Origin of the sequence: Dermabacter sp. HFH0086 (assembly GCF_000413375.1) — a bacterium.
GTDB lineage: Bacteria > Actinomycetota > Actinomycetes > Actinomycetales > Dermabacteraceae > Dermabacter > Dermabacter hominis.
Genome location: NZ_KE340308.1, coordinates 783,502 through 803,893 on the forward strand (window position 1 = coordinate 783,502; position 20,392 = coordinate 803,893).

A 20,392-nucleotide genomic window follows, 5' to 3' on the forward strand; every position below is an offset into this window, starting at 1 on the left:
TGTGAACCACGGCGTCAGAGCGCGTGCGGTTCCCACGCTTCCCCTTGTGCTGTCCGGGACACACGTCCCGTTATCTGACCGTTATAAAGTACAGAGCCGACGTGTCGTGCACCACCCGAAGAGAAACCATTTTGCAAGAAGTTTCCGCGATGTTCACTTAGGTGCGTCGGGCGACGTCAGCATTGATGTTGTGTGCGCATGCGAAGGCCCCGCGGAACGGTGGTGCGACGCAATGTCGCTCCCTGATCTCGCGGGGCCAGCGCCTTTTTGAGTTGGCTACTCGGGGTTACGGAACGAGTTGCTTCACCTCAGGGTTCGCGGACAGGAAGTCCTCGTACGCCTGGTTCGCTTGCCCCTGTGCAAAGCCCTCGGGGTCATCAGCAAAGGCGCGCACCGCATCGCCGTCGATTCCGTCGATCGCCGAAATTTGATCGATGAGATCGTTTCGGAACTCGAAGAAGTCGTGGTGCGATGCATTGCCAAGCGTTTCGAGGGCATCGGCGACAGGGTCCACTGGACGCGGAGCCGGGGCGGGTGCCGGCGCGGGCTGGTTGACAGGAGCCGGAGCTGGTGCAGGCGCAGCGGGTGCCGGTGCCGGTGCGGGTGCAGCGGGTGCCGGTGCCGGTGCGGGTGCTGGCTTGTCGACGGGTGCCGGCGCGGGTGCTGGCTTGTCGACGGGTGCCGGCGCGGGTGCTGGCTTGTCGACGGGTGCCGGCGCGGGTGCAACGGGTGCCGGTGCTGGTGCGGGGGCCACGGGGGCCGGTGCGGGTGCAGCGGGTGCCGGGGCCGGAGCGGGCGCTGGCTGGTCGACAGGTGCCGGGGCCGGTGCGGGTGCCACAGGTGCCGGCGCAACGGGTGCCGGTGCTGGCGCAGGCGCTGGAGCTGCGGGTGCTGGCGCAGGCGCTGGAGCCGGCTGTTCGGCGGGCGCCGGAGCCGGTGCAGGTGCGGAAGGAGCCGCACCTTGCTCGCCCTGGGAACCGTAGGCTTCTTTCAGGGAGTCGTAGATACCGTTATTGAACGCTTCGCGCGCCGGGTCCTCGTACGCCTTCTTAGCAGCGTCTTTCAGCCCCTTCTTTACGGCTTTTTCGCCTGGCTTCGTAAGGTTCTTGACGACGACTTGGCCGGCTTTCAGCTCTACGCTGAGGCCGCCGGTAACCACGGTGGGGGCGAGGCCTCCGATGGTGTAGGCCGGATCGTGCGCCGTTTCGGTGCCCCATTTTCTAAGCCACGCCTCGCCGTGGATATAGACGGAGGGGGACGCTGGGCCCATGGCGGCGTCCTGCAGATTTTCGTATACCCACTTGCCCGCAGTGAATGCTCCTCGCTTTAGGGAACCGTCTTGCGCTCCTTTCACAATTTCGGGCGCGGTTCCGACAGTTCCAAGAGCTGCTCCCATTCCAGGAGGGGCTAGAAGGGTGCCCATTTGGAGCCAAAACTGCCTGTGACGAGCGCCGTCTGGGCCAAAAAAGAAATTCTTCAAATCGTGGCGATGATTCCAAACGTCAGAAACGTTGATGCGAACCGTGCCGACGATAATTTTTGGCATACCAATAATGGCGTCAAAGACGCCTTTGAAGAAGCTGCCTCCGGCGAAGTTGCTCCACGCTGCTTCACCAGTATGTGGATTGATAGTTTCCCCTGTGATGGAGTCTGCGAGACTTCGGTCTTCTTGCTGCACTTTAAACTTGAAGGCCCGAACCGCACCCTCCGCCGCTGAAATCATTTGATTGGCTTCAGCGAGGGCTTGCTCTCGTTCTTCGTTATCCTTTTCGATCGTCTCGCCCGGATTATCCGGGTCCGGCTCTTCGACCTTTTCAGGCATCGCCATAGCTTCTGCGTATTTCGCGTTGGCCGCATCGATGTCCGATTCGATCTGCGCCTTTTCTGTGTGAAGGTCGCTGAGCGTGTTGGAATACGAGTCGAGAGCGTCCCCAACTTTTTTGGTGCGTCGTTCGAGCTCGTCGGCAGCCTCCGATGGGGTGTGGAATACCCGTTGTACCTTGCCGCTTTCGGGTGCCTGATAGGAGGTGGCAATATCCGTCCAGCCGTACTTGGCTTCATCGATGATGGACTTATTGAGCATGCCAATCGCCACGAATTTTGCGCCTAGTTGGCTTACGGTGCCGGGGTCATCCAGCTCGGGGAGATCAGACTTTGAAACCATGATTTACTCCAGGGGTTTACTTCTCGATGGGGTACGGGCCGTAAGGGCGCTGCTCGGCTTCCCGTGCTTTTGCAAATGAATTAGCTAACATCTCTTCGGGGCTGCTCGCGTAGTTGGCTTGGCCCATCGGGTTTTCTGGTGTGCATACTCCGGGACCACCGCCATTGGCTTCGTTGTACCTGTCCAGATTTGTCATGCGACCTTTGCCTTCGGCGGCGGCTGCGCTGCTGTTACTGTTGTCAGCCATTTCAGAATCGGCGCTCATGTAATAGCGCATTCCCTCGGAAGCGTATTCGATATTTTGGTTGGCGCGCCCACGGCCGTAGTCCACTTCACTTCGGACGTATAGTTCCAGGCATGAACTTGATGCTCCCCGACTGAGAATGCTGTGTTCGAGTGCTTGGCTGGTAAAATCAATTGCTTCGTCCACAAGAGCGTTGACGCCAGTGAGGTTATCGAGGGTGTTCCGAGCATCGCGGGCTCGAAAAAAGTATTCGTTCGGCGTAAGTCTAAAATGCATGGATAATTGATTCCCCCCTGGTCGAGGATCGTGGTTACATAGCCGCGCAGTGGTGATGCATGGATCTCGCACCGCGGTTCAGTTGAGGTTTTCTCCGGCGATCCACAGAGGGTCTAAGCGGAGATGCTCGCACTCGAGGTGTCGTTGCGAAGAGTCTCTGAGGCTGTTGGTTCTATTTGCTATCCGGTGAGCTCCGAAACGGGGCGCCACGGCTTTTGCTGTTTCGGCACACGTCCACTGTTCGGGCTTATATCGTGAATAACGCCCTGCCGCCGCTGGGGCGGCAGGGCGTTGGTGGTGTGTGGTGTTAGCCGATGTTGGCGACGGCGCTGGCGGCGCGTTGTTGGGCGCTGGTGGCGGTTTCGTCGTTTTTGCCCATGGTGGTCTTGACGAGGTTGATGATGCTCTTGACTTCGTTGGAGGCGCGGTTCCAGCGCTGTTCAACGTGGCGGTATTCTTCGGAGACGCCGTCGGCCTGGAAGTCGGCCATGGCGGTAGCGACCTGCTGGTCGCGCTGGGCGATGAGGCCTTCGAGGCGGCCGATGATGCCTGCGATGTCGCCCTGGACGGACTGGGAAACGCCGGTGTCAAACGAAATACGGTCGGTGGTGGGCATGAGAGTTCCTCTCTAGAAAAAGTATGTGTGGTGACGGGTGAGGGTCAGCGCTGGCCGGAGAAGCGTGCGCCGTCGAAGTTGGCCGAGCCCTGCGCGGAGGTGGCGTTGTCCATCGACTCCTGGTCGCCGGTCTGGAAGGCAGTGTCCATGCCGGACTGGCCCTCGACGATGCGGCCGAGCGAGGAGTTGAGGTCGGCGCTGATTTCGTCGGTGCGGCCCTTGAACTGGTCGAAGGCGGCGCGGCCGGCACCGTTGAACTTGCCCTCAAGCGGCTCAACCGAAGCGACGAGCTGCTGGACGAGGGTGCCCAAATCGTCGTTGGAACCCGCGGTGTTGGTGGTGAGGGTGGAATGAAAGTAGTGGTGGGAGTGTGTGAACCACGGCGTCAGAGCGCGTGCGGTTCCCACGCTTCCCCTTGTGCTGTCCGGGACACACGTCCCGTTATCTGACCGTTACACAAAACCACAACGCCCTGACGGTGTCACGCCAATCCACCAAAAGGTTCCGTTATGTTCCCTTAATGTTCACCCAAGTGGCCTATCTCAGGGATTGTGTGCACAATGGCTCTCGCATATTGACCGCTGACGCGCTCAGCAGGGGGTTTGGACTGCGTGTACACCTATGATGACCAGCTTCTCGACGCCGTTAAGGTGCGCCGGAAACGGCTTGCCCAGGCGCTTTTGCACCGATCGGAGAGGCTGCGTCGGACGTGGACGGACGGCCTCGGCACGATGCTCGCCAGTATTTTCTTCGCCGTTCTTGCGTGTGCTGTATGCGTAGCCGTGTCATTCGTTATGCATCTCCTCGCGACCGACACGACCTTTAAACGACAGCCCATGCACGGCACGTCGATCACCACTCCCGCCACACCTCCCACTACGCCGGCTTCCACGCCGAACACTGCTGATGAGGACAAGCAATGACCCAAAGCCCTTTTGTTCGCCTCACCATTCGCGGTAGTGAGCGCGCTGCGGACGTGATCGTCCCCGGCTCGCTCACGCCCGCCGATGTGATCCCCGAGTTCATTGAGCTCGTAGGCGAAACCACGAAAGTTTCAAGCCTCGGCCTTTTCACGGTCCTCGGCGCGCGACTTGACCACACGGTGCCCGTTGGTGAGCAAGAGCTTCTCGACGGCCAGGTTGTGCAGGTTCTGCCGCTTGCCGATGCTCCCTTGGAGCCGGTCGTTCACGACGTCGTCGATCGCCTCACGGCCATCGACGTCCGGGGTTTATGGAACGACACCAGCCGCCCGTGGGTGCTTGGGATTCTTTCCACTGTCCTTCTCCTTCTTTCCCTGTGGTTCATCCCCGGTGCGTTTTCCCGCCCGTGGTGGCCCGTCGCGGGAATGTACGCGCTCACCATCGTCACCGCGGCGCTGAAGGTCCACACCCTTGCGTGGCCGCTGTACGCGGGCTCGCTCCTGCTCACTTTCCTCGGAGGGATCAACTTCGAATTCGGGAGCAAGGAGAGTGCGATCTGGTGGCTTAGCGCGTTCGCGGCAAACCTTGCAGTGTTTGGGGTTCTCCGCCGACGCTTCCTGGCGCTCGGCACCGCCCTCGCCACCCTTGCCGCTAGCATCGGTATCTTCACCCTGTCCACAACGCTCGGTGCAACGGTGGAGCAGGCCGGTGCGATCGTTGCCGTGATCGCCCTCGCGGCGCTCGGCCTAGTGCCGCGCTTCGCGATGCAGGGGGCGGGCCTCTACAAGGTCCAGGATGCCCTCGCCGAGGGCGATGACGTGAAAGTCAAGCGGGTCGATGTCGCCATTTCAGAGGCGTATGAGGCTCTCTCCATGTCGGTTATCGTTCTCGCGGTGATCTTGGCAATCTCCCTCGGTCTTGCGTCGGCCCTCGTTGCGGAGAACATTTTCGCGGCGATCACCGTGGCAGCCGTCGCCATTGCCATGGTGTTCCGCACTCGTCACTTCCCGTTCGCGCTCCACCGGGCCGTTCTGTGGGGCGCCGCAATCGTGACTGGTGTGTGTTGCGCCCAGGCGATTGTCGCGTCGAACCCCGACCTCTCACTTTGGCTCGGCGTGGGCGTCATCGTTGTGGCGATCGCTGTGTACACGGTCCCGCGTTTCGCCTTCCGTAGCTCCGTGAACTCGGCCCTTGGACGTCGCATCTCCGGCGTGATTGAACGCATTTGCACGCTCGTGACCGTGCCTGCGCTCGTCGGTATTTTCGGTGTGTATAGCGAATTGTTGAGGACTTTCCAGTGAACCAAAAAGACCGCGCACTCAAGATCAGTAAACGCAAGGGCGAAGGTGGGGCGCGTCGCGCGCTGCGCCGGGTGACCGGATGGATCGGCAACGACGAAACCCCGACTCGCATTGCACAGGCCCAACGCGATGAGCAACTGCCCATCACGACCGGGCGCCGCATCGCTTTTCTCGGTGCCCACGGCGGCGCAGGCGCGACCTCGCTCCTCGTCGCGAGCGCAGGCTACCTCGCGCAGGCGCGCGGCGGTTCGGTGACCGTCGCCGGACTGCGCTCGACGAGCGACCTTGCGTGGTTCCTCGGTGAGAACTACCACCAGCGAGGTCTTCGTCTTCAGCAGACCCCTCTCCTGCAGGCGCGTGAATCGATCGGCGAGATCTCGCGATCGCAGCAGGTGCTTCTCGTTGACTGCGACTCACACGTGAATGACGACGAGCTTTCGATGCTCATGCCGCACGTGATTGTCATCGTGGGCCGCCGTACCGTGCAGGGCATCGAGAAGGTCGAGAACATTCGTGAGGCTCTCGGTGACAAGCACGGCGCTACTATTCGTTTGCTTCGCGAGACCCCGGAAAGCGGCCTTGGAAAGCCCCGCGGCGGCATTCAGCTCGGCGACCTCGTGGTCATCCCGCAGGATCAGCATCTCGCGGGCGACTCCCACGTTCGTATCGCCAACATTTCGGAACCCTCCCGCGTCGCAATAGAGGAGCTGGGTGCGCTCATGATGCAGTTGGCGGTCAGTCGGTGAGTACACGAATCGTCCACCGTCCCGCCCGAACCTCGCCTTCGGCCCCGGGGATCACACGCCACGAGATCGAGCTGCCGCCGGCGCTGCCCGAGAACGATGGCACGGCGAACTTCCTCATGCTGATCCCCATGCTCGGTGCCGCGACGAGTATGACCCTCATGATGCTGTTCAGGGGCTCCGCCCTCGCCGCAATCGGTGCCCTCATGATGATCGTGACGGTCATCGCGTTCGTCATCATGTTTATGAGCAACCGTGGTCGCACAATCAGGCGTCGGCAATCCCTCCGCGACCGGTACCTGACCTACCTCGACCGTCAATCGAGCGAGCTCTTTGAAGCCGAGCAGCATCGGGCCGAGCTTGCGCGCGCAGCTGAACCCCACCCCGGGGCTCTTCTGTCACTCGCGCGCTCCACCTCCAGGCTGTGGGAGCGCCGCCGCGACGACCAGGACTTCATGCGCTTGCGGCTCGGTACGGGCTTCGCGCCGGCGGTCGAATTCGAACGCGTCGGCGAAGATAACGCGATGAGCCTCGACGATGAGTTCATGTCGAGCGAGCTGGATCGCGTCGAAGCTCGTTTTTCGACGATGCCCGATGCGCCCGTGACCATCCCGTTCGATTCCGTGGGCAACGTGAGTATCGTGGGCGATCAGCCGTTCTGCCGTCGCATTGCCGTACTGCTCACGAGTCATGCGGCAGCGCTATCCTCGCCCGAGGACATCCAAATGGCTCTCACCTACCCCGAGGGCGAAGCGCGCGAATTTTGGTCGTGGATGACGTGGCTTCCGCACATGGCTGACCAGTCTCGTGCGACTCAGCACGGTCCCATTCGCCGCATCGCGAAGGATGAGCGACAGCTCGGAGAAGTGCTGCGCCCCGAGCTTCACCGACGCCTCACGGAGGCCGCGCAGCTTCGACGCAATCTCGGTGGTGGCAACATCTCGAGCACCATGGCGCGCATGTGGATCGTCTCGGACCATCACGGAGAAGATGCGCTCGATCTTCCCATCGGCGACCGCGAGGTGCGCCCGTCGGACGTCGGCCTTACGATGCTGCACCTGCTCGCGAGTCGCGAGCACGAACCCGACGACATCACGCTTCGCATCAGCCCCTCGTCGGTCAAGTCCGATGAGGCGATCATCGAGCGCTACACGTCGCGAGATCAAGAGCCGGAGCGCCTTACGGTGAAGCTCGACGAATTCACGCACGAAGAGGCGAGGGCGCTCGCGCGCTATCTCTCCGGCGTTCGCCTCGCACCCGACTCGCTTGAACACGACGAAACGCAGCAAGCATTGCGCGCCTCGGACCTTCTTGGCGTTGGCGAACTCACGAACATCAACCTTGAGGAAGCGTGGGCCCCGCGCCCCCGCTCGAGCTTTCTGCGCGTACAGATCGGTACCGACGACCAGGGCGCTCCGGTCATGCTCGACCTCAAGGAGTCGGCACAGTACGGCATGGGGCCTCACGGCCTCGCGATCGGTGCGACCGGTTCCGGTAAGTCTGAGCTCCTGCGCACCTTGGTGCTCGGCCTCGTCACGGGGCACTCGCCGGCGGACGTCAACATGGTGCTCATCGACTACAAGGGCGGTGCCGCCTTCGCGCCGTTCGAGAATCTCCCGCACGTTGCGGGCGTCATCACGAACCTTGGCGACGACGCGAACCTCGTGGAGAGGGTGTACGCGAGCCTCGAGGGCGAAGTCAAGCGCCGCCAGCAACTCCTGAAGGACGCTGGAAGCCTCTCGGATATTACGACGTACCGGCGTCGTCAGGCGGCCGACGGTGGCGAACACATGGAGCCGCTTCCGCATCTGCTCGTGATCATTGACGAGTTCGGCGAGCTTCTGACCGCCCGCCCGGACTTCATCGATCTGTTCCTGTCGATTGGCCGTATCGGTCGTTCGATCGGTGTGCACTTGCTTCTGTCGAGCCAGCGCATCGAGGGCGGCAAGCTTCGCGGCCTCGAAACCTACCTGTCGTACCGCATCGGTCTTCGTACCCTGTCGGCGGCCGAGTCGCGCACCGTGATCGACACGGTTGATGCGTTCTCACTTCCACCGTTGCCCGGTTACGGCTATCTCAAGGTCGACACGACGACCTACACGAAGTTCCGTTCGGGCTACGTGTCGGGCCTCTTGCCGGCGCAAGAGGATGAGATGGAGGTTGCGGACCTCCCGCACGTCTCCCTTATCGATGAGTTTGCGGTCCTCGATACCGATTCGGAGCCCGATAAGAAAGCTACCCCGGGCGGCGCCGATGATGAGGATGAAGAGGGCGACACGATTCTTTCGACCGTCGTTGCCCAGCTCGAGAAGCAGCCTCGCGTCACGCGCCCCATTTGGCTCGACCCGATCGACAAGGTCATTACGCTCGACCAGGCTGCCGGCAAGCCCATGGCTACGAGGCGCGGTTTGCGCCTGCCGAAGGACAAGCTCCTCTCGGTGCCGATTGGCATGATTGACGATCCGGCGCGTCAGTGGCAGGGCAAGCTCAACCTCGATCTTGCTGGCCCAGGCGGTCACGTCTTTATCGTGGGTGCGCCTCGCTCAGGCAAAACGACGGCACTCCACACGATCGCGGCGTCGCTCGCGCTCACGCATCCTTCCGCGGAGGCGATCGTATACGGCATTGACCTTCTCGGCTCTGGCCTCATGGCAATCGAGAAGCTTCCGAACGTCGCGGGCATCGCGACTCGCCAGCAGCGCGAGGCCGTGCGCCGCACGGTCGAAGAGGTTCAGGCCGCCATGCAGGCCCGCGAGCTTTTGCTCCACCAAAGCCAGCTTCCCGACCTCGAATCGGTACGGCGTGCGGCGGGCCTCGACGTTGATCCGAAGCTCATGAGCGAGATCGTGCTGCTCGTTGACGGGTTCGGCCAGTTCAACGAGGAGTTCAACGACCTCGAGGAGAACATCAAGGACATCGTCCGCCGCGGTGCTGGCCTCGGTGTTCACGTGGTCGCGACCGGTTCGCGCCTCAACGACGCGCGACTGACGATGCAGACCTACTTCGGTAACCGCCTCGAACTGCGCCTCACCGACCCGGGTGAGTCGAGCGTTGCGCGTAAGCTCTCGGCGACGATTGCCGCTGACCGCCCGGGTCAGTGCTTGACCTCGAAGAGCCTGTTCGGGCAGATCGCGCTCCCGCGCATCGACTCTAAGGCAGACCGCGAAACGACCGTCGAGGGCCTCACCAACCTCGTCGAAGCGGTTTCGGCATCGACCACGGACCGCGCGCCCAAGGTGCGTCTGCTTCCGACGGTTGTCACGCCCGACCTGCTCGAGCAGAGCGAATCGAAGAATCTCATCCCGATCGGCCTTTACGAGGGCGACCTCGGCACGGCGCAGCTCGACGTGGAAGGCACCGACTGGAACATGGTGCTCCTCGGCTCCAACAAGATGGGCCGCACCAGCATGCTCAAGTACATCGCGCGCGAGATGATGAAGCGGTGGAGCGAGGAGGAGCTGGTCTTTGCCGTCTTCGATCCCCGCAGAAACCTCGCGGATGCGATCCCCGAGCCCTATCTCGGCGGGTATGCGGCTTCCGCGACCCTGGCTGAGCAGCTCGTGGCCGCCATTATTCCCGAGCTTAAGAAGCGCGTTCCCGGCTCACCCGAAGCGGCCGAGGCCGAGGGTGAATCGCAGCCGCGCATCGTTTTGCTTATCGATGACTATGACGTGCTCACGGCCGGCAACATGAGCCCACTTCAAGCTCTTCAACCGTTCCTCGCGATGGGGCCGGAGATCAACCTCTCCGCGATCATTGCTCGCCGTGTCGCAGGTGCATCGCGCGGCCTGTATGAGCCGGTGTTCAACACGGTGCGTGAAAGTGGCGCGACGGGCTTCATGTTCTCGGGCGACCGTACCGAGGGTCTACTCCTCGGTGGCGAGCGCGCCCGCTCCCTCCCGACGGGCCGGGCTCGCATGTTCCGCATGGGGCAGCCTGGCGAAACTGTTCAGATCGTGTACGAGGGTGGCGATGAGGAAGTGACGCACTCGCGTGGCTTCGGCAGTCCACACGCAAACAACTGAGAGGTGAAGGCATGAACCAGCAGGCCATTGTGCGGCTTCACAGCCCGCGCGAGTGGGAGGCCGAGCGCCTCGCCGATGTCGTGAGCGCCGTGTTCTCGCCGGATCACGAGATGTGGTCGACCGACAGTGGTGCTGTTGCGATCACTGACGGCACGTCCAATACTCCGCCCATCTGGTTCGTTGATGTTGTCTTCATCGGCGCTCCCTACTGTGCGGCCGAGATCGTCGGGCCGCGCGCCGAGACGATCGCGTTTGCGAAAGCCTGCGCGCGTGCGTTCTCGGCGAGCGCGAGCGACGTGAGCATCGACCTCGATCTTGTGGACGATGCGGGCTGGGCAAACCGAACCCCGCGGGAGCAGATTAGCCGTGGTGAATACTACGAGGACGCCACGCCTCTCGTGCCGCGCGTGATCGACATGCCGGTGGAGGTCATCGAGTTCAGCCCGTGGATTTCGGCCCTTATCGCGAGCGCGCAGGCCGAGCCTCACTCGCTCATTATTCGCACGCCGGAATCTACGCGCATCAGCCCGTACATGCGGCGCATCTTCGACACCTTCCAGGTGCTGTGGATCCGCGAAACGGCTGATGGCCCGGTCGAAGGCATCACGGGACTGGGGTACAACTGGACGAGCGATGGCGTTCTGGAGCTGGCGGAAGGGCGGAAGGTTCCGTACTTCACGCCGGACGGCTTGCGCATTCGCCTTCAGGTGCTTCACCCCCTTGACGACACGGAGGCGGTGGGTGAAGCGAGTGAGCGACTTCTTGCGGCAACCGTCGGACTTCCTCACGTGAGGGTGGGGCGGACTGAAATCTCGCGCGTGCCGTGGGATCGTGAGCTCGTTGTGGGCACGTCCGCGGAAGTGTCACCAGAGCTGATCACGTGGTGCCTGAGTGGGCCGGGCACGCGCGGAACTTTGGATCTCATTCCGGCGACCCAGGGCGTTCTCGAGGATATTTTCTTGGAGCTTCCCGCGGGGGAGTCGAAGCTGAGCAGTGCCGATGCGCGCGCGCTCTGGGATCAGTTCAAGGAATATATGCCGCTCGGCTTCGTGATTGCCGAGGGCATGGAGGCCACGACGCGACTCGTGCACGAGTCGGCAGAGCACGCTTTGAAAGACGACCTGGACCCGTGGGAGGGCGGCTTCGGCTACCTCGGCTACCTCGGTGGCAACCCGGGTGGGAAGAATGCGGGGGAGGGGCCCGACGGCTCCTTGGCTTCCGATGAGGCTGCGCCCGAATAAGACAGGACCGGCACCCGGATGAAAGGGGCCGGAGATGTAGAGAAGCGCCCGTCGGACCCCCTCCGCCGGGCGCTTCTCGTACCGCGGAAATCCCCTCACCGCGGCACCGCCCCACCCGCGCGATGGTGTTAGTGGCGGGTGGCGATGTGAACGCCGCTTGGCGGCGCGGGCCTGAGCCCTCGTTTGTGAAGATGAGGAACGCGGTTCCGTCACGGGGAGACCCGCGACACGAACATCACGAATATATAACAGTCGCTGGTCAAGCGCTATTCAGAGACATCGTTTTGGGAAATTAGGGCATGTGTGCTCCGCCACTTTTACGGCGACTGCCGTGTTTTGGCTGCGCAGAGCCGGGGCTATGAGGCTCGCACCGCGGCGTGCTGGCCACCGGGGACGGCACACGGGTGGGGCAGCGCTTGGGTTGGGCTCCTCGGGTCGCCGTCGAGCGTGCGGTTGAGGGCGGGTCCGACGGTTGCCGGTTTAAATGTCTCACCCCCGGGATACCGTTGTGGGCGTAACGGGAAACGGTCGAGAGGGGCCCTCGTGAGGATTCGATTTGGCTGGCTTGCGGATGGCGCTGCGTGGGCGTCGCGCGGCGGCGCGGAGCGTACGTGGGACATGGTCGCGGGGCCGCGAGAGCTCGTGGGGGTGCTGCTTACGCGCCTGGGGCTGCGTCATCCGGAAACGTCGCACGCGGTGAGGGTTGCGCGCATGCACCGCCTTCTCGGCGAGGTGGATCATTCGTGGTATCGGCGCTCGCGAGAGCTGGATCCGTGGAACACGGCGCGCGTGCTGCTTCGGCTACGCGATGAGGCGCTCGAATTGGGGTGGTGTGCGCCGGAGCCTCGCCGGATTGATGGAGTACGCCAGCCCCGGCTTCAGGCGCTCGCGGCTCTCGAACAGGCCATTGTCGTGGGCGTCGAAGGAGTTCCCGGTGCGAATCTGCCACCGGGGTTTGCCGATGATCTCGCGAGTGTTCACGCCGAGCTCGAAGGGCTTGCGGCTTCGAGCGAAGTGTGGCCACTGGGGATCGAGGCCATCGAGTGCACCGAGGATCCTCGCAGTCTGCCCGGCCGGTGGCCGGCGATTTTTACGCTCCTTTCGCGCTGCGGTGTCGAGGTGACGGTTTGCGCGGACGATGCGCGCGTGCCCGGTTCACTGTCGATCGTGCGTGCGCCCCAGGAACTCTCGGCCGGGGAAATTGCCGCGCAGATCCTCGAAGACGCATGCGCGGGCGAAGGCGCCGTGACCGTGCTTGCAAGTAGGGGAACACTCCCGCTTGACCTCTCGCTTACGCGGCGCGGCCTCCCGCCCGTCGCGCATGCGCCGTCGGAATTGCCACGGCTTGCCGCACAGATCGTGCCGCTCTTTCTCGAGGCGAGTAGCGCTCCCGTGAACGTGCAGGCGCTCGTGGAGTTCCTCAGTGTCGAGGTTCCGTGCGAGAAAGGGCGGGAATCTGCGGGAGAGAGGCAAGCGTCGGCCCCCGTGCTGCCGTGGAAGGTGACCCGCGCGCTCCTTCGCGCCCTCGGGGAGGAAGCGGGGATCGACGCGAGCGATCCGCATTCGGCCTTCTCGCGGGCGCTCGAGGAAATAGCTGCAGATCCCGAAGTCGGCACGCAGAATGTCGCGATCGTGCGTGAGCTGTGCGCGTTCACCGCCGAAACTCCGGGGGAGCGCGTGGCGGTCGGTGCTCTCGGCAGGCGCCTTGAGTTTCTCGAGGCACGAGTGGAATCGATGCCGAGAGCGGCCGGGCCCGCGAAGAGAATCATTCGCCAGCACCTCGCGACCCTTCGCGATCTCGTGGGCCTCGTGGGAGGGCCCTCGCTCAGTGAGCGCGAGCTGCGCGACCTCGTCTCGGCTTCCGCGCCTTCGGCACGGTCGGTGCTCGCGCGGCCATCCGTTACCCCGTGGGAAACGGCGGTGAGTGAGGCGCACGTGGATGGAGGAACGGTGGTGTGGTGGGGCGCCGCTGGAGTCCAAGGAAGGCGCAGTGCCACGTGGGATCGTTCGGAAGTTGACCTGCTCGAAGAGGGCGGGGCCCGCGTCATTGAACCGGAGGCACTCGAGGCGCTCGAGATGGGCACGAAACTGCGTGCTTTGAGTCGAGCCTCAACGATCATCGCCGTCGTTGCCGATGTCGTGGACGGCGAGCGTGCGAGCCTCAACCCTGCACTCGCGCCACTCGCGGGAGCATGGCTTGAGGCCCACCCCGACATCCAGGCTCTGGACGCGAAGCAATCGGATCCCACGCAGCATCGGGCGCTCACGATCGATGCGCGTCAATGGGCCGCGCGACGGCTCGAGGCGGGGTTGCTCGAAACAGTGCCCGAGCTTCGATTCATGCCGCCATCAACCCTCGCGCGCGACGTGACGCCCGGGATGCACCTCATGCCAGAACGCCTGTCGTTTACGCAGCTCGAAAAACTTCACCGCGACGCCCTTGAATGGGTGCTCCGCTACCCGTTCGGCATCAAACCGGGCAGCGCCGCGAGCGTCCCGAGCGGCAACCGCGCGATAGGCACGCTCGTCCACGCCGTTATCGAAACTCTCGTCAATGACAAACTCGTGCCGCCAAGCTACGAGGTTCCCGAAAGCACCGTCGAGGAACTCGTGGCGCGCCTCATCCCCCGGTACGCGAGTCATCTCGACCTCCCCGGCAACGAGGCTCTGCGCGCGTACGTCCTACGGCGGGCGAAAACTAGCATCGGCATGCTGTTTCGCACGCTCCGCAGCGCGGGCATCAGCGTGCTTCAGATCGAGCATGCACTCGAAGGCGTGCCCCTCACCTTCACGGTGGAAGCCACCGGCGCAGCCCAGCAGTTCACCGCGCCCCTCTTCGGTTCGATCGACTTCACGGGAATCGACGAGAACGGAAGACCCGTTCTCCTCGACTTCAAGTGGACGAACAGCACGTCGCGATACGCGAACTACGTCGCCACACACGCAGCGCTCCAGCTTGCGACCTACGCGTGGGCATACGGCGCACAGAGAGGTGAGATGCGTGAGCCGCGCTCCGGATATTTCATGCTGCGGCACGCGGAGTTCGTGACCCTAGACCGGGGCCTCGGCGGGCGAGGGGAAAGCGGCGAAACTTCCGACGGAAGCCTCGCCCTTTTCGAGCGGCTTCGCGCCACGATCGAGGATGAACTGAGCGCGATCGCCCAGGGCCGCGTGACGAGTGCGCTGGGGGACATCGCCCTTGCCAGCGGTCTTTCGCCCCTCGACACCGCCCACAAAAAAGCCGCGGCGGAACTTGCCGAGGAACGCGCGCAAGCGGGGCGCGTATTCGTCGACGCTAACGCCGCCTACAGCGACTACTGCCTGCTCACGGGACTCACGGGAGACTACTCATGACCTTCACCGTCATCACCGCGTCGGCGGGATCCGGCAAAACCTACACCCTCACCACGCGACTGGCTGATGCGCTCGCGGGCGGCGTGCGCACGAGCGAAATCATCGCGACGACCTTCACGGTGAAGGCCGCGGCCGAGCTCCGCGAGCGTCTCCAAGTACGCCTTCTCGAGCTCGGGCACGTGGAGCAGGCGAACGAGATCGGCTCGGCACTCATTGGCACGGTCAACTCGATCGCGGGGAGCATCGTTCAGGACTACGCGATTGACATGGGGCTTAGCCCCGAGCTGCGAGTGCTGAGCGAAGAGGAAAGCGAACTCATCTTCACGGCGTCGATCAACCACACCATCGCCGAGATCGAGGAGCGCGAGCACGCGCTCCTTGCTCGACTCGGATACGAAGGGGCACCAGATCAAGGCGCGAACTCGTTTGAGCGTGATGAATCGTGGGCGAGCGCCGTCACGAGCATGACGAGGCTCGCGCGCACGAACGGCATCACACCCGCCGCCCTCGAGCGCAGTGCCGAGGAATCGATCACCGCTTTCCGCTCGATGATCAATGAGGCAGGCTACGAGAGTGGGCCCGATCAACGCGGAGCCTGGCTGCGAGTTTTCGAAAGTTGCCTCGCAGAACTCACGGCGGATCGCGACGCGGCGCGTGCGGCCGAGGCCCAGGGCGAGGAGCTTACGCATTGGCCGAGCGACGGCGAGCCCGCGAAACGGGTCTCGTCGACACTCGGAAACATCGAGGGATCGATCGTGACGCTCGAGTCGCTCTACCGTCGCATGAGCCGCGGCATCGAGAGCGTGCCGTGGACGCAGTGGATGGCACTCGCCGACGTGAGGAAAGTGCGCCCGGCCCACGGAGGAAAAAAGCCCGGTGCGCGACCCCAGGCTGTCTTCGCACCGCTTGCCGACCTGATCCTCGGCGCGAGCGACGGCGTGGGGGTTCTCGGTAACGAAGCGTTCCTCGCGGATGTCGAGAAACTGATTCTCCTCGCGTTCTCGACTGCGGCCCACGCGCTCGAAGCGTATGCCGAGCACAAGGCAGCCCTGGGGGTCATGGATTTCGCCGATCAAGAGACCCTCGCGCTCGATCTTGTCACTCACAACGAGCGCGTGCGGTCCTCACTCAAGAGCCGTTTTCGCTTCCTCGCCGTTGACGAATTTCAGGACACATCCCCGATTCAGCTCGAGCTTTTCATGCGTCTTGGCGACCTTGTCGAGGACGTCGTGTGGGTGGGTGACCAAAAGCAGTCAATCTATGGCTTTCGCGACGCGGCCCCCGAGCTCATGTCGGGCGTCGTCGACGCCGTGCGCGAGGGCCGCGGAGGGTTCGCCGGCGGAAACGTCGAGGCGCTTACCGATTCCTATCGAAGCTCTGAGCCGCCGCTCGCCCTCACCAACGCCCTGTTCACGGCAATCTTTCGAGACATGAAGCCGTCGACTGTCGCGCTTGACGTGCCCGGTGCCCGCGAGAACACGCGGCATGAGGGCGGCGTGGAGCTGTGGAAAGGCCCCGAGAACCTGCCCCGCGCGAAGGACGCAGCATTGCGAAGCTCGATCGCGACGGGCATCCACGCGCTCCTCACCTCGGGCGCCGCAATCGCAGGAAAACCCCTGACGCCCGGTGATATTGCCGTGCTCGCGAGAAACGGAGGAGCACTTGCCACCGTGACGGACGCGCTTGAAACCCTCGGCATACCCACGACTGGCGCGAAGCGTGATCTATGGACCGGACGCGAGGCGCACATGATGCGCGCCGGCCTCGCGTCCCTCCTCGACCCGAATGACACTCTCGCTCTCGCCGAGCTGGTGAGCCTCGTGCCGGAGCATGCGTCGCACGAAAGCTGGTTCCACGAGCTTGGCGCACTCCCCAATCGTGCCGAGCGTGCGCGGCGCATGCGCACCTGGCGTGAAGATCCCGCACTTGCGGGCCTCGAAGCTTTGCGTGCGCGCGCTGCTCAACTCAGTCCGAGCGAAGTTGTCCTCGCCCTGATCGATGCGCTCGAGCTTCCGCGGCGCGTCAAGCAGTGGAGTGCGAGCGAGGAGCGACTCGCAGTTCTCGATGCCCTTCATTCGCTTGCCCGCGAGTACGAGGAGGAGTGCACGGGCAGGGGCCGCGCCATGGGCCTAGCCGGCCTCGGGGCCTTCCTTGCGGAGCACGGCAAGGAGCACAGGCTTGCGCACGACCCGAACGCCGTCACCGTCAGCACCATCCACGGTGCAAAGGGCCTGCAGTGGCCCGTGGTCGTCACGATCGTTCCCGAGAAGGCGAAAAACGTTCGAGACGCGGTGACCGTGCGGCCGAGGCCAGCGTCGGAATTCGATCCCGAACACCCCCTCACCGGTCGAGCGCTGCGCTTCAACCCGATCATCAACGACTCTTTCGCGCCCATGGCAAAGGCGCTCGCACACGATAGCGATGTGACGCGCGCGCGTCTCGCCAACCGCGCGGAGGAGGCCCGCATCCACTACGTTGCGCTCACGCGAGCGAAATATCAGCTCGTTCTCGCAGGTCACAAAGACCTTACCGAGACGCTGTACGCGCAGTTTTCGCCCGAGGTTCTCGAGGCGGAAATCGCCGAAGCAGCCACGTGGACCCCCGAGCGGGACGAATCCACAAAGGCCGTGAAAGAACGCAAGGAGGCTCGGGATCAGAAGGCCACGTACACGCTCGAGCTCACGGAGAAATCCGACGGCTGCGCAGCCCTCACCGTGACCGGCGCGCGCGTCCCGGCCGGCCTGCCGGGCCAGAGCGAGCCTCACTGCGCCGCTGATGCTGACGACGACGCCCAAGCGAACGAGTGTGAGTGCGGTCCTCGCGTCTCAACGATCCCCGTGACGGTTCTCCACCACGAGACCCCAGGCGACGCCGATGACCCCGATTCGCCTCTCGAACCGTACCGCCGGGAGCGAAGCCCACTCGCGGCGGAACCCACGGCGGCTCCCACGGGGGCGCCGTCCAGTTTCATCGAGCACGAGGGCGGCCTTCCCGCGCGTTTTGCCGCGAGCGCCGTTGAGTCCACCGGCATCGACGCGCGAGTCACGATCCACGCGAAGCTCGGCGCCCCTCTCGTCGGGGAGGGCGGAACGCACCGAGAACTCGTAGGCGAAGCCGTCCACGCCTACCTTGCGACCCCGTACTCGCAGCTACCGCGCGAGCGCCAGCTCACCCTTGCCCGGAGGATCACCGATCGATGGCTCGGCACAAACCCTCTGCTCAAAGCGAAGGTCACGCCCGAGGTCATCGTCGAGGTCGGCGAGCGATGGCACGCCTGGATCACGCGCGAATTTCCCGGGCACACCGCCGGCACCGAGGTTCCGGTGGCGTGGTGGAATGCCGACGGTCAAGCCATGGAAGGCTGGATCGACTCGCTCCTGACCCTCGAAAACGGTCACAGCATCGTCGTGGATCACAAAACGAATTCGCGGACCGAACCAGCCGACGTCCTCGATTTCATTCGCCGCGAATACGTGGGCCAGCTCGCGACCTACCTGAACGCCCTCGAGGAGCGTACGGGGCGCCGCCCCGATTATGCCCTCGTGCATCTCCCACTCAGCGGGTACGTCGTGAAAGTCGAGGTCAAGCCCTAGTCTCGTGCGGGGAGCAGCCCGAGCACTTCGGCGATCGGAACGGCGCTCGCCGCAGCCCACGCCTGCGGACGACACGATGCGGGATAGGGCAGCGGCTGCTGCACGGCAACCGTCGGATCCCCCGCAAACAGTTCGGGCAGACGCCAGTCGAAGCCCTGCGCCGCCCGCACGAGCGACCGGGCGATCTGCCGTGCCTCGCTTGTGAATCCCGCACGCATGGCTTGGCGCATGACGAACGCCGTGTCGTGACTCCACACGCTGCCACCGTGGTAGCGGGTCGGGAAGTACGCGCTGTTGTCGCTCGAGAGGGTGCGGATGCCAAAGCCCGTGAACATCGTCGAGTCCATGAGACGGTCGATGACCAGGCGTTCTTCGCGCTCCTCGAGGAGTCACGCGGCTACGAGCCTAGCTTCATAGGCGTACCCCTGTACTTCAGTGAGGGCGATCGGTCCTTCGACGATCGTGCCGTCCGCGAATCGCACGGAGCCACCCGAGTCCTTCCAGCCCTGGTTCGCAAGGCCGTGGCCTGATTCGTCGATGTATTCGAGGAACAGGTCGCCGTCGGCGTCGGCGTGATCGAGGAGCCAATCGGCGGCGCGCGCAACGTTGTCCGCAAGGGCTGACGGCGTCCCTAGCGAAACCAGGGGGATCTGTCCCCAACAATTGTGGCGGTATCTCGTCTCTTACCGCCGCAAACGTGGGGTTTAGTTTCATAGGGCACCAGCTGCGTCGTTGCCCGTGTCGCGCAAGCGCTCGACCCAGCGTTCGTGGAGCACGCTCGCGGGGCTTTGGTCTTCCTCGGCAACGCCGGGTTCGAGGGGTTCATAGGTGAGGTCCTCATTCACGTCGTCATCGGCGACGTTGAAGCGCAGCACGATACGGGTAGGAACTGGCTCGCCCGCGGCCTCTAGTTCGTCCTGGAAATCGGCCGTATTTTCGGTGAGCGGTTCGAGGAGATACTCGACCTGCTCCTCGATCGGGCTTTCGAGCTCGGGGATTGCTTTGCCGAGTTCGTGCGACCGGACGATGGCGCCGTCGATCTCGTATACGGCGTTCACCGAGACGGCTCCGCCGAGGTGGGCAACGACCCATACGCGCTGAAGTGACTCGTGGCAGTCGGCGAAGCTATAGGCGACCTGCAAGCAGTATGCCGACCACTGGTCGAAAGGCGTCTCGAAGTCGGTGGGGTCCGTCGGCTCGAACTCGATAGGGGCGGCGTGAGCGTCCTGTTCGTCGCCGGGTTCCTCAGGGAGCGCGGATGCAGAGTCATCGCCGGTCTCGCGTAGTCGCTCAATCCACCGCTCGATGAGTTCGGTATTGCTCACCTGCTTCTCTTCGGGAACTCCGGGTTCGAGCGAGTCGTAGGTAATGCTCGCTGTCAGTTCCTCCTGCTTGACTTCGTAGCGCAGCACGATGCGAGTGGGCAGCGGCTCGTTCGCCTCGACGACTGCGTCTCGCAGTTCGACCGAGTTCTCGAGGAGGGGATGGAGAAGTTCCCCCTGCGCCTCGGGGGAGCAGTCGAGTTCAGGAATCGCCTCGTCGAGGCTGTAAGGTTCGCAAATCCGGCCGTTGACTTCGTAAACGGCGTACGGCGTCACGGTTGTACCGAGGTGTGCGATCACCCAGAGTCGGTCGAGTGTCTCGTGGCCGTCGGCGTAGGTGTAAGCGAGTTGCACACAGGCGGGTGCCCACTCTTCGAATTCGTTCTTGAATGTGCCCTGGTTCACCATGGCTCAAGGCTAAACGGTCGCGCCTGGAGGCTCCTCGAGGTCGCGCGAATCTAAACCCAACGTTTGCGGCGGAACCCACCCGAATTGCGCCACAAACGTAGGGGTTAGTTTTCTAGGTCAGGAAGGAAGGAGTCGGGGAGGGGGAGTGGGCGAGAGGGCCGGGGAGGGGTCGGGGCGGGGGCAAG

Annotated in this window: 12 protein-coding genes and 1 pseudogene; 7 read left to right on the forward strand and 6 right to left on the reverse strand. The window is 63.7% G+C overall.

Going from position 1 to position 20,392, the window contains the following annotated elements; genetic code table 11:
* Nucleotides 1–286: 286 nt before the first annotated feature.
* From HMPREF1484_RS11665 to HMPREF1484_RS03440, 4 genes are all read right to left on the reverse strand, one after another.
* Entirely contained in the window at nucleotides 287–2,164 is a 1,878-nt protein-coding gene (locus tag HMPREF1484_RS11665; protein ID WP_016663635.1) for a hypothetical protein, read from the reverse strand.
* A gap of 16 nt (nucleotides 2,165–2,180) precedes the next feature.
* The gene (locus HMPREF1484_RS11500) at nucleotides 2,181–2,684 is read right to left on the reverse strand and encodes a hypothetical protein (protein ID WP_016663636.1); all 504 of its coding nucleotides are present in this window, start codon (nucleotides 2,682–2,684) and stop codon (nucleotides 2,181–2,183) included.
* A 307-nt stretch (nucleotides 2,685–2,991) separates the two neighbouring features.
* Nucleotides 2,992–3,300, reverse strand: a complete 309-nt coding sequence (locus HMPREF1484_RS03435) for a pore-forming ESAT-6 family protein (RefSeq protein WP_016663629.1) — start codon at nucleotides 3,298–3,300, stop codon at nucleotides 2,992–2,994.
* A 44-nt stretch (nucleotides 3,301–3,344) separates the two neighbouring features.
* Nucleotides 3,345–3,707 (reverse strand): hypothetical protein, encoded by a 363-nt coding sequence (locus HMPREF1484_RS03440; protein WP_016663637.1) that lies wholly within the window; start codon nucleotides 3,705–3,707, stop codon nucleotides 3,345–3,347.
* Nucleotides 3,708–3,911: 204 nt separating this feature from the next.
* On the opposite strand from HMPREF1484_RS03440, the gene HMPREF1484_RS10840 reads away from it, so the two are divergent.
* The 7 genes from HMPREF1484_RS10840 to HMPREF1484_RS03480 all read left to right on the forward strand — a co-directional run bounded on the left by HMPREF1484_RS10840 (nucleotide 3,912) and on the right by HMPREF1484_RS03480 (nucleotide 18,477).
* Entirely contained in the window at nucleotides 3,912–4,223 is a 312-nt protein-coding gene (locus HMPREF1484_RS10840) for a hypothetical protein (protein WP_016663638.1), read from the forward strand.
* Nucleotides 4,220–5,521: a hypothetical protein gene (locus HMPREF1484_RS03455; protein ID WP_016663639.1), complete on the forward strand. Its 1,302-nt coding sequence runs from the start codon at nucleotides 4,220–4,222 to the stop codon at nucleotides 5,519–5,521. Before HMPREF1484_RS10840 ends, HMPREF1484_RS03455 begins: the two co-directional genes overlap by 4 nt.
* Nucleotides 5,518–6,267, forward strand: coding sequence for a hypothetical protein (locus HMPREF1484_RS03460; protein WP_016663640.1), 750 nt, complete (start codon nucleotides 5,518–5,520; stop codon nucleotides 6,265–6,267). Before HMPREF1484_RS03455 ends, HMPREF1484_RS03460 begins: the two co-directional genes overlap by 4 nt.
* Nucleotides 6,264–10,289 (forward strand): type VII secretion protein EccC, encoded by a 4,026-nt coding sequence (locus tag HMPREF1484_RS03465; protein WP_016663641.1) that lies wholly within the window; start codon nucleotides 6,264–6,266, stop codon nucleotides 10,287–10,289. Before HMPREF1484_RS03460 ends, HMPREF1484_RS03465 begins: the two co-directional genes overlap by 4 nt.
* An 11-nt stretch (nucleotides 10,290–10,300) precedes the next feature.
* The gene (locus tag HMPREF1484_RS03470) at nucleotides 10,301–11,530 is read left to right on the forward strand and encodes a DUF6177 family protein (protein WP_016663642.1); all 1,230 of its coding nucleotides are present in this window, start codon (nucleotides 10,301–10,303) and stop codon (nucleotides 11,528–11,530) included.
* Nucleotides 11,531–12,073: 543 nt separating this feature from the next.
* Nucleotides 12,074–14,884, forward strand: a complete 2,811-nt coding sequence (locus HMPREF1484_RS03475; RefSeq protein WP_016663643.1) for a PD-(D/E)XK nuclease family protein — start codon at nucleotides 12,074–12,076, stop codon at nucleotides 14,882–14,884.
* Entirely contained in the window at nucleotides 14,881–18,477 is a 3,597-nt protein-coding gene (locus HMPREF1484_RS03480) for a UvrD-helicase domain-containing protein (protein ID WP_016663644.1), read from the forward strand. The genes HMPREF1484_RS03475 and HMPREF1484_RS03480 overlap by 4 nt, the downstream gene beginning before the upstream one ends.
* Here HMPREF1484_RS03480 and HMPREF1484_RS03485 read toward each other — a convergent pair.
* Nucleotides 18,474–18,845, reverse strand: a pseudogene (locus tag HMPREF1484_RS03485) (amylo-alpha-1,6-glucosidase); the annotation flags it as partial. The gene HMPREF1484_RS03480 and the pseudogene HMPREF1484_RS03485 sit on opposite strands and share 4 nt — an antisense overlap.
* A gap of 342 nt (nucleotides 18,846–19,187) precedes the next feature.
* Nucleotides 19,188–20,207, reverse strand: coding sequence for a hypothetical protein (locus HMPREF1484_RS03490; protein WP_040386424.1), 1,020 nt, complete (start codon nucleotides 20,205–20,207; stop codon nucleotides 19,188–19,190).
* Nucleotides 20,208–20,392: the final 185 nt, after the last annotated feature.

Excerpts from the sequence above, each read along its gene's own strand:
- HMPREF1484_RS11665 (WP_016663635.1), bottom strand. The coding sequence starts at position 2,164 with ATGGTTTCAAAGTCTGATCTCCCCGAGCTGGATGACCCCGGCACCGTA.
- HMPREF1484_RS11500 (WP_016663636.1), bottom strand. The coding sequence starts at position 2,684 with ATGCATTTTAGACTTACGCCGAACGAATACTTTTTTCGAGCCCGCGAT.
- HMPREF1484_RS03435 (WP_016663629.1), bottom strand. The coding sequence starts at position 3,300 with ATGCCCACCACCGACCGTATTTCGTTTGACACCGGCGTTTCCCAGTCC.
- HMPREF1484_RS03455 (WP_016663639.1), top strand. The coding sequence starts at position 4,220 with ATGACCCAAAGCCCTTTTGTTCGCCTCACCATTCGCGGTAGTGAGCGC.
- HMPREF1484_RS03470 (WP_016663642.1), top strand. The coding sequence starts at position 10,301 with ATGAACCAGCAGGCCATTGTGCGGCTTCACAGCCCGCGCGAGTGGGAG.
- HMPREF1484_RS03480 (WP_016663644.1), top strand. The coding sequence starts at position 14,881 with ATGACCTTCACCGTCATCACCGCGTCGGCGGGATCCGGCAAAACCTAC.
- HMPREF1484_RS03490 (WP_040386424.1), bottom strand. The coding sequence starts at position 20,207 with ATGGTGAACCAGGGCACATTCAAGAACGAATTCGAAGAGTGGGCACCC.